The sequence below is a fragment of the Sphaerospermopsis sp. FACHB-1094 genome, from assembly GCF_014696195.1.
Lineage (GTDB): Bacteria > Cyanobacteriota > Cyanobacteriia > Cyanobacteriales > Nostocaceae > Sphaerospermopsis > Sphaerospermopsis kisseleviana.
This window is the reverse complement of record NZ_JACJPT010000006.1, coordinates 15,072-30,657: the sequence shown is the minus strand read 5'-3', so window position 1 is coordinate 30,657 and position 15,586 is coordinate 15,072. Positions and strand designations below refer to the sequence as shown.

Annotated in this window: 8 protein-coding genes and 1 pseudogene; 6 read left to right on the top strand and 3 right to left on the bottom strand. The window is 38.7% G+C overall.

The window, feature by feature from the left end; all coding sequences use genetic code 11:
* The first annotated feature begins 2 nt into the window (after positions 1-2).
* The 4 genes and pseudogenes from H6F47_RS02920 (at position 3) to H6F47_RS02905 (ending at position 7,802) form a co-directional block, all read left to right on the top strand.
* Entirely contained in the window at positions 3-1,223 is a 1,221-nt protein-coding gene (locus tag H6F47_RS02920) for a cytochrome P450 (RefSeq protein WP_242027322.1), read from the top strand.
* Positions 1,224-1,228: 5 nt separating this feature from the next.
* Positions 1,229-5,953 (top strand): type I polyketide synthase, encoded by a 4,725-nt coding sequence (locus H6F47_RS02915; RefSeq protein ID WP_190647590.1) that lies wholly within the window; start codon positions 1,229-1,231, stop codon positions 5,951-5,953.
* A 230-nt stretch (positions 5,954-6,183) separates the two neighbouring features.
* Positions 6,184-6,387, top strand: a pseudogene (locus tag H6F47_RS02910) (hypothetical protein); the annotation flags it as partial.
* A gap of 92 nt (positions 6,388-6,479) precedes the next feature.
* Positions 6,480-7,802, top strand: a complete 1,323-nt coding sequence (locus tag H6F47_RS02905; protein WP_096572404.1) for a DUF697 domain-containing protein — start codon at positions 6,480-6,482, stop codon at positions 7,800-7,802.
* Between the two features lie 789 nt (positions 7,803-8,591).
* Here H6F47_RS02905 and H6F47_RS02900 read toward each other — a convergent pair.
* Together H6F47_RS02900 and H6F47_RS02895 are read right to left on the bottom strand one after the other, a co-directional pair.
* Positions 8,592-9,080 (bottom strand): hypothetical protein, encoded by a 489-nt coding sequence (locus H6F47_RS02900; protein ID WP_096572402.1) that lies wholly within the window; start codon positions 9,078-9,080, stop codon positions 8,592-8,594.
* A 344-nt stretch (positions 9,081-9,424) separates the two neighbouring features.
* A complete protein-coding gene (locus tag H6F47_RS02895) occupies positions 9,425-12,010 on the bottom strand; it encodes an adenylate/guanylate cyclase domain-containing protein (protein WP_190647588.1) in 2,586 nt (861 codons plus the stop codon).
* 815 nt (positions 12,011-12,825) lie between these two features.
* Between H6F47_RS02895 and H6F47_RS02890 the strand changes: the two genes are divergently transcribed.
* Positions 12,826-13,722, top strand: coding sequence for a hypothetical protein (locus H6F47_RS02890; protein WP_137668990.1), 897 nt, complete (start codon positions 12,826-12,828; stop codon positions 13,720-13,722).
* Positions 13,723-14,287: 565 nt separating this feature from the next.
* Here H6F47_RS02890 and H6F47_RS02885 read toward each other — a convergent pair.
* Positions 14,288-14,710, bottom strand: a complete 423-nt coding sequence (locus H6F47_RS02885) for a DUF6335 family protein (protein WP_190647586.1) — start codon at positions 14,708-14,710, stop codon at positions 14,288-14,290.
* A gap of 372 nt (positions 14,711-15,082) precedes the next feature.
* Between H6F47_RS02885 and H6F47_RS02880 the strand changes: the two genes are divergently transcribed.
* Positions 15,083-15,484 (top strand): DUF2267 domain-containing protein, encoded by a 402-nt coding sequence (locus H6F47_RS02880; protein ID WP_096572398.1) that lies wholly within the window; start codon positions 15,083-15,085, stop codon positions 15,482-15,484.
* Positions 15,485-15,586 lie beyond the last annotated feature (102 nt).

The following is a 15,586-nucleotide window of genomic DNA, read 5'->3' as shown; positions in this document are numbered from 1 at the left end:
ATATGGATTTACCTAAACCACCAAAGTTAAAATTTAATCCCTTCCAGCCAGAGTTTTACGCTGATCCTTATGGAATGTATGATCGCCTCCGTACTGAAGACCCGGTTCACGTCAGTTCTTTGGGCGTATTTATGATCAGCCGCTATGCTGATGTTGTTCCAGCTTTGCGCGATCCCCGGTTAAGTTCGGCACAATCTCAAATTTCCCACTATTCCAAACAGAAAGAAACTCTTTCTCCTGTAGCTGCTCTCAGTAATAACTGTTTATTTTTCCGTGACCCACCGGATCATACTAGGTTGCGAAGGCTGACAAGTAAAGCTTTTAATCCTCGTGTTATTGAAGCGATGCGTCCCAAAATTGTGGAATTTGTCAATGACCTACTTGATCAGGTGGAGGGATCTGCAACTATAGATATTATTGCTAATTTCGCCGCACCTTTACCTATTAGAACAATTTCGGAATTGTTGGGCATACCAGAAGCAGACCGCAACCAGTTGAAACAATGGTCCCATTGGTTAGCCCATATTTTCGATCCCATGAAGTCCTCAAATGTGAGTGCAGAAGTCAATCAAGCAATATTAGATTTTCGAGACTATTTAATTACTCTAATTGCTCAGCGTCGCCAGTATCCCCAACATGATTTGATCACCGCCCTGATTCAAGCTAGAGACGAGCAAGATCAGCTAACCGAGGATGAACTATTAGTAACTTGTATGCTGCTGTTTGCTAGTGGGGAAGAAACCACAGTGAATTTAATTGGTAATGGTATCCTGTCTTTGCTGCGCCATCCCGATCAACTGGCAATGTTGCAAAATGACCCCTCTCTGATTCCCAGTGCGGTAGAAGAACTACTACGCTATGAAAGCCCTTTGCAAATTTGCGGGAGGACGGCTATCGAAAATCTAGAAATTGGTGGCAAAATCATCCGTAAAGGAGTGCCTGTGTTTTTGTTAGTCGGATCAGCTAATCGTGATCCATCTCAGTTCGCTAATGCTGATCGTCTCGATATAACTCGTTCTGAAAACCGACATTTGGCTTTTGGTGATGGGATTCACTCTTGTTTAGGATCTGGGTTGGCTCGTCTCCAAGGCCACATTGCCATTAATGCCCTAATTCAACGCTTACCTTACCTGAAATTGCAAACTGATACACCCCAATGGCGAGGGAATATTTTTTTACGGGGTTTGGAGTCTCTCCCAGTTGCCTTTAATCAGGAGGAATAAGAATAATGAATAGAGAACCGATCGCCATTGTGGGTATAGGATGTCGTTTTCCAGGAGCTAAAAATAAACAAGCTTTCTGGGAGTTGTTGCGGGATGGTGTGGATGCCATTACTGAAGTTCCTAGCGATCGCTGGGATATCAACTCTTTTTATGATCCTGACCTCAGCAAACCCGATAAAATGAATACCCGTTGGGGCGGATTTTTAGCAGATATTGATCGTTTCGATCCAGAATTTTTTAAAATTTCCCCCCGGGAAGCCGTCAGTCTTGACCCCCAACAACGTCTATTACTAGAGGTAACTTGGGAAGCTCTAGAAGATGGTGGACAAGTACCCGAAGGTTTAGCTGGGACACAGACCGGGGTATTTATGGGCATCAATGGCTTTGATTATTATGGTCTATTGATGGAAAATTCTACTCAAATTGATGCTCATGCTGGCACGGGTAACACAAATTGTATTGCTGCTAACCGCATTTCTTACTTATTAAATCTCAATGGTCCTAGTTTGGGTGTAGATACGGCCTGTTCTTCTTCCCTAGTGGCGGTTCACCTGGCCTGTCAAAGTTTGTGGAGTGGAGAATGTACAATGGCGATCGCTGGAGGAGTACGGATCATGCTCTCTCCCTGGATTACTGTCAGCTTTGCCCAAGCTGGATTTATGGCTGCTGATGGTCGCTGCAAGGCCTTTGATAGTCGAGCGAATGGTTATGTTCGCAGTGAGGGTGCAGGAGTTGTCATTTTAAAGCCACTGTCCGATGCCATCAGCAATGGTGACTCTATTTATGCTGTGATACGTGGTAGTGCTGTGAACCAGGATGGCCGCAGTAACGGACTGACAGCACCTAATCCCCACGCCCAAGAAGCTGTACTGCGGGCTGCTTACCGTAACGCTGGAGTTTCCCCCGGTCAAGTTCAATATATTGAAGCCCATGGTACGGGAACCAAGTTAGGTGATCCCATAGAAATTAAGGCACTGGGAAAAGTATTAGCTGAGGGTCGTCTTCCTGAAAACTACTGCGCTGTCGGTTCGGTAAAGACAAATATTGGACACGCTGAAGCTGCCGCCGGAATTGCCGGATTGATTAAGGTAGCTTTATCTCTTCAACATCGTCAAATTCCCCCCAGTTTACATTTTCAACAAGCAAATCCTTACATTCCTTTCGATAAGCTACCGTTACGGGTGCAGCAAACCCTCACACCTTGGCCATCAGGTGGGAATCAACCCCTGGCTGGTGTCAGTTCCTTTAGTTTTGGCGGTACGAATGCCCATCTGGTTTTAGAGGGACGGTGGCAGGAGGCAACCGTCAACCGTCAACAAAAAGAGATTACACCCTACCTGCTGACTCTTTCGGCAAAAACTGAATCTGCATTGCAGGATTTAGTTAAATCCTATCAAGAATATTTGAGTCTTAATCTTGATGAAAGGATAGAAGATATTTGTTTTACTTCTAATACTGGGCGATCGCATTTTGCCCATCGTCTAGCTATCACTACAACATCAACGGCACAGTTACAGGAGCAGTTAAAGGCTTTTCCTAGTCCACAACCGGGGGTATGCAGTGGACAGGTACAAGGTAAAAAGCCGCCCAAAGTCGCTTTTCTGTTCACTGGTCAGGGTTCTCATTACTCGGATATGGGGCGGGAACTTTACGACACCCAACCGATATTTCGCCAAGCTTTGGAGGAATGCGATCGCTTATTGCGTCCCTATTTAGAACTATCTCTATTTTCTGTTTTATATCCGCAAACAAACCAGGAGGCTTTGTTATTAAATAAACCCGCTTATCTCCAACCCACTATGTTTGCCCTAGAGTATGCCCTAGCGCAACTATGGCAATCTTGGGGAGTTGTACCGGCGGTGGTTATGGGTCATAGTCTGGGAGAATATGCTGCCGCTTGTGTAGCAGGTGCATTTACTCTCAAAGCCGGACTGGAACTAACTGCCCAACGAGGACGGTTGATGGAAAAGCTGTCCCAAATCGGACAAATGGCGGTTGTTTTTGCTGCCCGTGAGCGTGTAGCACAGGTAATTGCACCCTATACAGAAGAAGTCACGATTGCGGCTCTCAATGGTGCGGAAAATACGGTAATTTCTGGATCTGTTCCCGGAGTGGAAAAGGTACTACAGCAGTTAGAGTCTGAAGGTGTTACAGTCCAATTATTGCCTGTTGCCCAAGCTTTTCACTCCCATCTCATTGAGCCAATGCTTGATGAATTTATACAAATTGCTAGGGGTGTCAAATATTTTCCTACCCGTATTCCTTTTGTTTCTACGCTCACTGGGAAAAAATTACAGCCTAAACAACTCTTAGATGCTCAATATTGGCGACAACAAACCAGAGAAATGGTACAATTTGCTACTGGTATGGAGTCTCTGATTCAGGAAGGTTACGAGTGCTTTGTGGAAATCGGACCCCATCCTACTCTCATCGGTATGGGAAAACGCTATTCTCCTGAAAATAAGGCTATTTGGCTACCTTCTCTAAAGAAAGGTGAACAGAACTCCCAGGTGATGTTGAACAGTTTAATCCATCTCTATATCCAAGGTTTAGAGATAGATTGGACTGGGTTCTTTTTTGACGATCAACCGCAGAAATTACACCTACCAACCTATCCTTTTCAACGTCAACGCTATTGGATTGCTACCCCTGAACAAGATATGAATGTACAAGAATTAACTACTTCATTTCCTAAAACTAACTCCAAAGAGGCGAACTGCTTGCAGCAGCGCTTCGCTATCGCCGCCAAACTACAACATATTATGGCTGGTGTGATGCAAACCGAGCCAGAACGAGTTAACGTTCACAGTAATTTTCTGGACATTGGTGCAGACTCTATAGTATTAATTGATGCAGTACGCAGAATTCAAGATACTTTTAAAGTCCAGTTATCCATAGCTCAGTTGTTTGAAGAATTAACTACTATTGATGATATAGCTACTTATATTAGTCAAAATCAACCTCAAACTTTCGTCTCCACTGCTGTGGCTAATGTTCCACCACCAGTTACCCCACAAAAAACGGCGGTAGTAGTTCCTGAACCTGCATTTTCACCACGTCCAGTTCCCACGCAAATAGAAGGTAATAGCTATCTAGAAAAAGTTGTCGCTCAACAGTTGGATTTAATGGCGCAACAATTAGAACTTCTGCGTCATCACAATCTACCACTCACAAATCAACCTATTCAAAACGTTTTTGTTGGCGAAACTAAACCAGAAACCAATAGCAATTCTAATTTATTAAAAACCCCATCATTAATTAATTCTCATCAGTCTACAACTCCCCAGCCAGTACCATCTGATCATAATGGCAAAGCTAAGGAGTCAAAACGTCATCATCCTCAGAAAAAAGATAGTGCTGAGAGTTTAAATCTCCAACAGAAACAGTATTTACAAACATTTATTGCCGACTATACCCAACGTACTCAAAAATCGAAACAGCGATCGCAAGCTTACCGTCCAGTTTTGGCTGATAGAAGGTCGGCCTTTGGGTTTTGGCAACTAACAAAGGAGATGTTTTATCCCATTGTCGGTGATAAGTCCCAAGGGGCAAGATTTTGGGATGTTGATGGTAATGAGTATGTAGACCTAACCATGGGCTTTGGGGTTCATCTTTTCGGTCATAATCCTGATTTTATTACCACGGCCATCACAGAGCAAATGCAGGAAGGAATACAAATTGGGCCACAATGTAAACTAGCAGGTGAGGTAGCAGAATTAATTTCCGAAATGACCGGGATGGAACGAGTTGTTTTCTGTAATTCTGGTACAGAAGGAGTCATGACGGCGGTACGAATAGCCCGTGCTGCCACAGGCCGGAATAAAATTGTTATCTTTTCTGGTTCTTATCATGGACACTTTGACGGAACTTTGGTCATGGCTCAACCCGTAGATGGTCAGATGCAAACTGTACCTTTAGTTCCTGGAGTCCCCCAAAAGGTCGCTGATGATGTTTTAGTTTTGACCTATGGTGATCCTAAATCTCTAGAGATGATCCATACTCATGCTGATGAGTTAGCTGCGGTTTTGGTTGAACCGGTGCAGAGTCGCCGTCCTGATTTACAACCCCAGGAATTTTTGCAACAATTACGACAACTGACTCAAGAAAAGCAAATCACCCTTATTTTTGATGAGGTCTTAACGGGTTTTCGTGTCCATCCCGGTGGTTGTCAAGCTTTATTTAATGTCCAAGCTGATTTAGCTGTTTATGGTAAGGTTCTGGGTGGGGGCTTACCCATTGGTGTGGTTGCTGGTTCTCGTGCCTATATGGATAGAATTGATGGCGGTATGTGGCTTTATGGAGACGATTCCTATCCAGAAGTACCCATGACATTTTTTGCGGGAACTTTCTCTAAAAATCCTCTGACCATGACAGCGGCCAGGGCTGCGCTTAGATATATGCGAATGGAGGGGGGAAAGTTACAACAACAGTTGAATCAACGCACCTCCCAACTAGCTGCAACTCTGAATGCTTTTTTTCAGGAGCAAAATGTTCCCATTGAAGTCAAGTATTTTGCTTCTTTTTTCCGTTTTACTTACGCGGGTAATACGAGTGAGTTCTATTTACCCTTGCAATTTGAATTACTATTTTATCACCTGATTGCTAAGGGCGTTTACATCTGGGAAGGTCGCACCTGTTTTCTTTCTGTTGCCCATACAGAAGAGGATATAGAACGGGTGATTGCAGCAGTTAAAGATAGTGTCCTATGTTTTGGTCACATCTTTGTCTAAGGTGATGACTGTTGACACCTGAGTTCGATATAAATAGGACTTACGCAAGATGTGACTTAAAACCTTATTCTTGTGTAGGGGTAATTCATGAATTACCCCTACTTTCATTCCCTTTTACGTAAGTCCTGATAAATAATCTTCTGGAAAACTAATTAGGGTTTGCTCAAAAAGTCGAAAAAAAACCTTGAGGAGAATTGAGTGGGCAGTCAAGCAGACATAAAGATAAGTTTTTGTTGTCTAAAAATTGCTAACTTATCAATAATGGTATTGCCATTCAAATTTATGCTAGTCTTATCGCCTATCTAATTTTACAACTTGTATTTGTTCCGAAAGAATGGGGTTAAAAAATGTTAGATAAATTCCGCTATCTACAAGCTTGTATGTGTCAACAAATCAGTTATGTTCATTGGATGGAAGATAATACATTTTCTTAATCTCCTAATTTATGAAGGGTTTTGAATCCTGCTGCTTACATGGTTCACAAGACAAGTTATACTAGGAATGGTGGACTATTAAAATTACACCCATGACTGAACAACCCAACCCAGACTCATCCAACACACCAACGGATGCACCAAAACCCAAGTCAGAAAATGATTCTTGGCAAAATCGCATTGTTGGTGTTGTCAGTAAAACTACTGCTAAATTAACCCAACTCCTACCAGTAGACCAAGTAAAACAACAAGTAAAACAAAATATAGGACAATGGTTTAGTGTCAATGATGCCCAAGTTGCAGAAATTTTAGCAACTATCCGCACTCAACTACCGACTACAGAAGCTTTATTAATAGGAAAACCCCAAACTGGTAAAAGTTCTATTGTTCGCGGTTTAACCGGGGTTTCTGCGGAAATTATTGGCCAGGGTTTTCGGCCCCATACTCAAAATACCCAACGTTATGCTTATCCTGCTGATGATTTACCTTTAATTGTATTTACTGATACGGTGGGTTTGGGTGATGTTAATAAAGATACGGAAACTATTATTCAAGAGTTAATCACTGATTTAAAAACCGAAATTAATGGTGCCAGGGTTTTCCTTTTGACTGTGAAAATTAATGATTTTGCTACGGATACTCTGCGAAATATTGCCCAAAAATTACGCCAACAATATCCCAATATTCCCTGTTTGTTAGCGGTAACTTGTTTGCATGAAATTTATCCCAACGAAATAGAAAATCATCCCCATTATCCCCCAGAATTTGAGGAATTAAACCGGGCTTTTACAGAAATTAAAAATAATTTTACTGGTTTATATGATCGGGCAGTTTTGATTGATTTTACTTTAGAAGCAGATGGTTATACTCCAGTATTTTATGGTTTAGAAGCACTGCGAGATAATTTAGCTGAACTTTTACCGGAAGCTGAATCAAAAGCTATTTATCAATTGTTAGATAAACAAGCAGGTAAGGAATTAAGTAATATTTATCGTGATGCTGCTAGAAGATATATTTTACCTTTTTCCATTATGGCAGGTACTTTAGCTGCTGTACCTTTACCTTTTGCAACTATGCCAGTTTTAACAGCTTTACAAGTTTCAATGGTGGGATTATTGGGTAAATTATATGGTCAGACATTGACACCATCTCAAGCTGGGGGTATTGTAAGTACCATTGCTGGTGGTTTTTTAGCTCAAGCAGTGGCACGGGAATTAATTAAATTTGTCCCTGGTTTGGGTACTGTTATTGCGGCATCTTGGGCGGGTGCTTATACATGGTCTTTAGGTGAAGCTGCTTGTGTGTATTTTGGGGATTTAATGGGTGGAAAAAAGCCAGATCCTCAAAAAATTCAAAATGTCATGCAAGAGGCTTTTGAAGGGGCAAAAGAACGGTTTAAGAGCATGAAAAGTTAGGAATTAGAAAATTCAAGAGACCAGAGTACAGGAAAAAAATGCCAGTATAATGCTAGTATTTTGGTATGGCAGTTATAATCCACATTCCGCACCCTCAACTGTCATAGAGAGAAAACACGGGGAAAAAGAATATAAGTAAGCATAAAAATAAACATAGAGATTGAAAAAAGGCATTTGAGAAATAGTAAATCACCAAAAACGTCATTAAACCCCATTCTCAATAAGGAGCAATAAGAATGAACACCACCCAGAGGAGTCAACAGATAACTAAAAAAAGATACTCAAGACAAAAATTATAACCTAGACTAATAAATAGAAGTAAAAAATTTGAATAATTTTACTACTACTGATGAAGATATATCCAAGAAAGAAGCAGATAAACAATTAACAGAAATTGGTAATCAATAGACCTCTCCAAAATAGAATGTATTAATTTGTCATAAGTTGTAGGGGCGAAGCTTATGGGCGATAATTTGACGGAAAAATCAGACATCTAGATATCCCATAAGCTTCGACCTGCCCGCATAAATAAGTTCCATAATTTCTTTTCTGGACAAGTCTAATGGTTAGAATTAGTCAGGAAAATTATCAATTGACATCTGGTGAAATGAATTTAGGGACAATTCATGAATTGTCCCCAACAGTTTTAGACTACGCTTATGGAGATGCTAATGAGTAAATTTAACCCAATGGTCATAAAGGAGCGCAGATTTTTGATTCAACGAGTCCACTTAGACTAGATCCCGGTAAAAATATTTGATACCCCATGAGAGACTTTTCAAACAACCTCTAAGCTTCTTTCCAACAACGATTTAACAGCACCCCAGACGCTAATACTTTCAAAACTTCCAGCATAAAGTAACTACCATGCAGTAAATTCATACTGTAGGGAACACCACCTGCACTAGCAAATAGACTTAAATCACTACCCAAAGCGCACATTTGCGGAGTTAGAAAATAGGTATCCAGCAAAGCTATTGTTAACAGCAAGCAAGATAAAAATATACTTCCCAAACACCAATTAGATTTAGTCTTGCAAATAACCAGCACAGATGTCAAGACAACAGCAGCAGCTAGTAATTCTAAGCGGTTAAAATTCCAAAAAATTGCATATCCAGCAGTGGTAAAATTCGCTTCCTTCATCATGCCAGTAATGTAAAGACTAGGCATAATTACCCAATCTAATACTAGACTAGAACTGAGCCAAAAGCCCAAGGTCAACAGAGTGGCGGTTTGCCAAGTTGAGCGTTTTAATTGCAGGTTAGAAATAGTGTTCATAACAATAATTGCTTGGTTAAATCTATTTCTAGTTTCTAACTAAGAAAACCACTTTGACAACAAATATAAATTAACTGTTACAAACAAGACTATATGCAACATTTTTATAATGTTTTTTGAATTAATTTTTGTTGTTTTTTTAAGTTTTATTACCAAATAATAAGAAGAATTAAAAAACAAAAACTTGTGCTAAATCTGGTGAAGATAAATCGTAAGTATTCAGCTATCAGCTATCAGCTTTAAGATAGTAGACAATATTATTTCCTTCTCATGACTGGGAACTGGGGACTGGGGAGATAGGGAGAAAAACTAATTCTTTCTCCTGAATAGCTGATGGCTGACTTTTATTTTTCATGAAAAGTCCAAACACCAGCATCCCAAGTTGTATCTGTGGGAGGTGTTTGTAGCCAATGTTGACAACGACTCAGATATAACATTGAAGCTTTATCATTATTATCAGCAGTTAAAGCTTTCACAAATTCCATTTGAGCCAGTGAAAACTGACGTTGCAGATAATACTCTCTTCCTTTCTGATAATGTTCAATTAGTTCTTGTTTGGCACTGTTAATAGAATCAGAACGCATTCCGATCAACTCATAGATAGATACAGGCTCATTTCTGCCTTTAACACGAATTAAATCTAGTTCCCTTGCCCAAATATCATCATGACAGAAGTTAAAGGTATTGTCGCTGATGATAATATCGCAACCATATTGTTTGCTAATACTTTCTAATCGAGAACCAAGATTGACACCATCACCAATAGCGGTAAATTCCATCCGCTTACTAGAACCGATATTACCACTAATTACAGTATCAGAATTAATGCCGATGCCGATTTTGATTTTTGATTGATTTAAGGCTTCTCGACGTTGATTTAATTCCTGCAAACGATAGCGCATTTCTAGAGAAGTTTCGACTGCCATACGGGCGTGTTTTTCTAAAGGTAAGGGAGAACCAAATACAGCCATAATGGCATCACCGATATATTTATCGAGAGTGCCTTTATGTCTAAATACAGCTTCTACCATTGATTCAAAATATTCATTAAGCATACTTACCACTTCCTCAGCTTGCATATTTTCTGTGAGGGTGGTATAGCCACGAATATCCGAGAATAAGATAGTAACTTCTTTGCGATCGCCTCCTAATTTAGCATCATCTAATTTGAGTAATTCTTCTGCCAACTCCTGAGTCATGTAACGGTACATGGTGCTTTTCAGACGCTTTTCATCGCTGATATCATCCATTACCACCAGTGCGCCACACACTTTATTTTCGTCATTCGCATCAGCAATAGTGTTGAGTGATAAATTAATGCTGTGCTGTTCTTGGGTAGTAGTTAGAAGTGTACGATCTGGATAATACTGCTGGGTATCTTTGACATCATTTGCAGCTAAAGCATCTGCAAACCATTGGCTAAAATCTCCGTCTTTAATATTGATAACATCACTAACTAATTTCCCCTCTAAACGCGCCTCTGTAGAATAACCTAGTAAACGTTTAGCACTTTCATTAGCAGTGATAATATATCCAGACTTATCCGAGGAAATTACACCATTAGAAAGACTCCGCAAAATATCCCGCTGCATTTTTTCTTGCTGTTTGACTTTGGCAAACAATTGGGCATTTTGCAATGCTACACCTGCTTGAATATTAAAAGCTTCCATGAATACTTCATCATTGCCGTCAAAACTAGCTTGGAAGCATTCAGGAGGTTGAGGCCAAAGGGAGGGATTATAAGGTGCAAAATCTCCTCCTTTCTTTTTATTTACTAATTGAGTAACACCAATTAATTTTTGATCACTGTTAAATACTGGCATACACAACAGACTACAAGTGCGATAGCCATTTTCTTGATCTATTTTTTGGGCAGTTTGTGAATCTGGATGTTTATATAAATCAAAGGGAATATTTAAGGTTTTTCCAGATGCAGCAACGATCCCAGCAAAGCCTTTACCTATGGGTACTCGTAATTCTTTAGTTGTACCGTTATCTTGAGTAATTGTTGTCCATAATTCCTGGTGATCGCCATCTATCAACCACAGGGTACTGCGATCAGCATTCATCAATTCTTTAGCTTCATCCATTACCCGTTTTAGGGTATCTTTTAAATCTAAACTACTGTGACTTAAAGACTTAATCGCTTTCATCAAAGCTGCTGCGGCTCTTTGTTTTTGAGTAGCAATATAAAAAGAGCGAGACGACTCTAAAATCAGGCGAATTGACGGCGCAAAATCTTGAAATAATTTTTCATCTGCACTGGTAAACCCCTTTTTATCAATGCGTTCTTTCAGAGGATCATCGGGATTGTGTAGGTATTTTAATTTATTTAATAACTGCACTACCGCTACTAATTCTGCATTTTCATTTAATAGCGGTAAAGCTAACATTGTGTAAGTGCGGTAGCCATTTCTCTTGTCTTGTTCTTGAGCAAATTTTGACCGCACATCGTTATAAAAATCATAGGGAATATTGATGACTCGCTTAAAAGTTGCCACTTCCCCGGCAATACCTTTATCCGCTGGAATTCTAATTTCTAATGGTCGCTTTCCTTCCCCTTCTGCTAAAATAGACCAGAGTTGTTGTTTTTCTTCATCTAATAAAAATATCGTTGTCCGATCTGCTCCTAGTAATTCCCCTGTTTTCAAGGTAATTGAATGCAGCATTTCTGGAAGAATTGTTTCAAAACCTTTATAATCCAACATGGATAAGGTTTCGTTAACAATTTTCAATTTATGCTCAACTTCCTGAACTACTTGTTTAAAAGTATCCTGGGTTAAGGGAGCAAGAAACTGGGAAATCGTTCCTTTTCTGGTAGCCAGACTAACTACAGGTGAAGAGTGTGTTTGTACCTGATATGTTCCTTGGTGGTTAACACCAAAATTCAAATCCATTGTCTCTTCAGCATTGGGGTTTTGCGCTGACATAACTTTATTTGATATACTATGATTTAGTGTTGACGAAGGTTGAATTGGTCTAGAAAATTTATTATGTTAAGTTTCCGTTATAACTATCATTCCTTGACAGTATACCCTGTTCGTTAATCAATTGTTTAGCCCCATTGATCCTGTTGAGGATAGAGGCTGAAAATTTGATAATTCAAATTAGAGTTAAAAACTACTTGCATGGTGAAACAATCCTAAACGTGAAAGCAGAAAGGTTTACCAGTCATTATATAGGAATCTTAAGCAGCTTTTAAACCTCTTCATTTGTTCTTTTGATTCGACGTTTTAACCCACGTATCAATTCTCGCAACACATCTAGGGAAATTATTTGAGTAAATTATCGGCATAAATGTGTAAAATACAACTATATGGTTCGACTTAGATTAAATGGTTTCAGTAAAAATTCGTATAATCCAATTTCAATTTTCAGCTTTTATCTAGTAGATATACCAAGAAGATAAAAAACTTTGTTTTTAGAACAAATTTGAAAATAACCATTTTGCTCAATTCAAAGGGGAATTGAAATTTGTCAGAAAATCGTAAATTTTCGGTTTTATTTAAGTAAGTCGGCATGAAAAAAACAAGTTATGTAACAAAATGTAAAATGCCTAAAAACCTCATCCCTCCTGCCTTCTGCCTCCTGCCTTGCCACAACGATAAATTTCAACGCCTACCTACTTATACATAAATCTTTAGTTAAAAAAAATAAACACCGTTGGTTATTTCGTAAAAAATAATTATAAAATCTGACCTAGTATTACTTTCCAACAGCAATAAACACTACTAGGTTATTTACCATGAAGAATTGGCAACAACGATTTTTGCTAGGCTTATTATGTTGTGTTTTCTTATTATTCGGATGGTCACAGCGGGCTTTAGCTGCAAATAATAGTACACAAATACTAAATGTACAATTAGCCCAAGCAGAATTACCTGTCAATGTTTATGAGTATCTATTGCAATATCAACCAGAAACTTATAATGTTTTGAGCAAGACATTAGCAGATGCTGTTGAAGATGCAAAACAGCCGTTAGCAGATGAAGTAGTGAGTGATCTGTGGGCATTATCTCCCAGTAACCCTAGAATTAAATGGAGAGAAAATAATGGCAAAATTGAATATTTAATGTCAACTTGGAGATATGTGAGTAACCCCAGTGTAGATTGGCCAATAGGTGCAAAAAAACAACTGGCTTATCAAACATGGTTTACAGCAGTACCACAAGTTAAAGAATTTTGCCAGCAATATCAAGCCATAGATGCCAATATTCCTGATAAAATTGAACTTTCACTAAGGTTACAGCAATATTTGGGATTGATTTTAAACAAATATTCTAGCAAAACCCATTTTGTGGAAATGTGGGTAAAAGCAGAAGATTTAATCAGACCATGTATTGATCCAGAAATTGACGATGCTAGTTGTAATGTTTTACCTTTACCAGTACCAGATAGCAGTCCTGTAATTAAGACAATATACACCAATTCTTTCAGCAATGCGAAAAAAGAATATTATCCTTGGTCTGGTTTAGGTTATACCTATGATTGGGGAAATCCACAAAAACCCCATGTAGGTCCTAGTGAATTTATTATTAACCCCACACCAGAAAAACCTGTTGAGGTGGAAGTGGTTTCTGTAACCCCAACTCAGGAATATTGTCAACAGGATTATATTTCATCTAATCAGTCTTTGAATTAGTTGAATTAAATTTAACCTCAAACTTTTGGGTAACAAATAAGGGTGAAAGGGTAAGGAGTAATAACACCTTTACTCTTTACCCTTTCTGAGATGAGGTCAACATTCCTTATTAAGGGGGGAGATCAATAAAGGTCTCCCTTTAAAACCTGGTAATTTATGAGGTATGGGTCATTAAATCTACATGGTAAAATTCGATATATAAAACTTGAAATGTGACTACAAATGTTGGCATTTGTATGAAAAAATAATCACTGACTGCAAACACTATAAAAAGGCAGAATCTTAATCAAAAAACCCTAAATTTAAACCAGTCTCAGGACAGATGAGGACTAATTGAAATCGCTTTAAATTAGCAGACAAGAAGCAAAGGGCGTGACGATGGGTGCAGCTGCCCCAATCACCAAAATAAAAAACACAGAGTAACAAGCATAGTGTTTACTCTGTGTTTATCTGTTTATCAGTTGAAAATTGACAATTGATAATTTTTTATTAAAGGTTTAAAACCTTCCCTTTCCAGGGGAAAAAGCCAAAAATTCCGTTTTTTTCTCCTCTGACTCCTAAATGATTATGAATTATTTTCATCTCGTCGTTGTTCATAATCTTCAGAGGATTTCGGTTCTAGTTCCCAACGTGCATCATCACGATGTTTTAAAATATCGTTGGTGCGAAGAAAAGCATAATCATTCATTTCTAAACCTACTGCTGTTTCTAATTCCTCCGTTACATTTTTTTCAGGAGTAGCAACAGTACCACCCACAGCTTCATCTCCTACCGTATCTTGCCAATAACTATCAACTTCATCACCTGCAATAGGGTATTCAGCAGGAAATTCAGGACAGTTTTCTGTATACTCTTGTCTATTTTCCCACAGCGATCGCTCACCAATATTATATCCCGGTAAGTTTTTTACGCCTGTACCATAGGATTCAGTAATTCCCTGTGGCAAATCATCAGTTTTATTTTCCTGTTTTTTTCGTTTTTTTGTCATGATAATAGCTACTTGCTGCAATAACAAAGATTTAGAAATTGTAATTTCATGAACCTTATCTGCATCTGTTTATTTTCACTCTTTGTATTTCAATATTTTAGCTACATGGCTGATGGCTGAGGGCTGAATGCTTAACTTTTTTATTATAACTTTTTTATTATAACTTTTCACCAAATATATTTATCTAACTAAAGATTTATAACTTTAGTTATAAAAAATATATCCCTTGAGAACGAAGTGAAGCAATCTATGAAGTATTAATCTAGTAGGTGGTAAATCATTAGCAATTATAACTAGCAATTAGTTTAGTAAGGTAATTGGTAAGAAATTATTTTCAGATTTTCAGATTTAATAAATAGAGGAGATTAAAAAATGGAATATACAGAGTTTATTACCCATGTACAAAGTCTAGCTCAATCAAATTCCCGTGAAGAAGCAGAAGTTGCTACTCGTGCGACATTAGAAACAGTGAGAGAACTGATTCCTAAAGATGAAGCACAAGAATTAGCTGCACAAATACCACCAGAATTAGGTAAATATTTACGTGGCAGAGAAACAGAAGCTAGTCAATCTTTTCATCTGCAAGAGTTTATTGAGCGTGCTAGTCAGAAAGAAAATATAGAACCAACTACAGCAGCAATGCACGTGCGGGCAGTTTTTGCGGTTTTACAAAATGCGGTAACTCCAGAGAAATTCAAGAAATTTCATGCTTATTTTACCCATGATTATGAGGAATTATTTGCCACTTCATCAACAAGTGAAATGCCAGCATAACGAAGGCAGGAGGTCTATTTTACAGGGATTTAGACACTGCTCCAAAAACTTTGAACGAAGTCCGGTTTTAGACCAGATTGTTGCTATAACAATCAATTACAG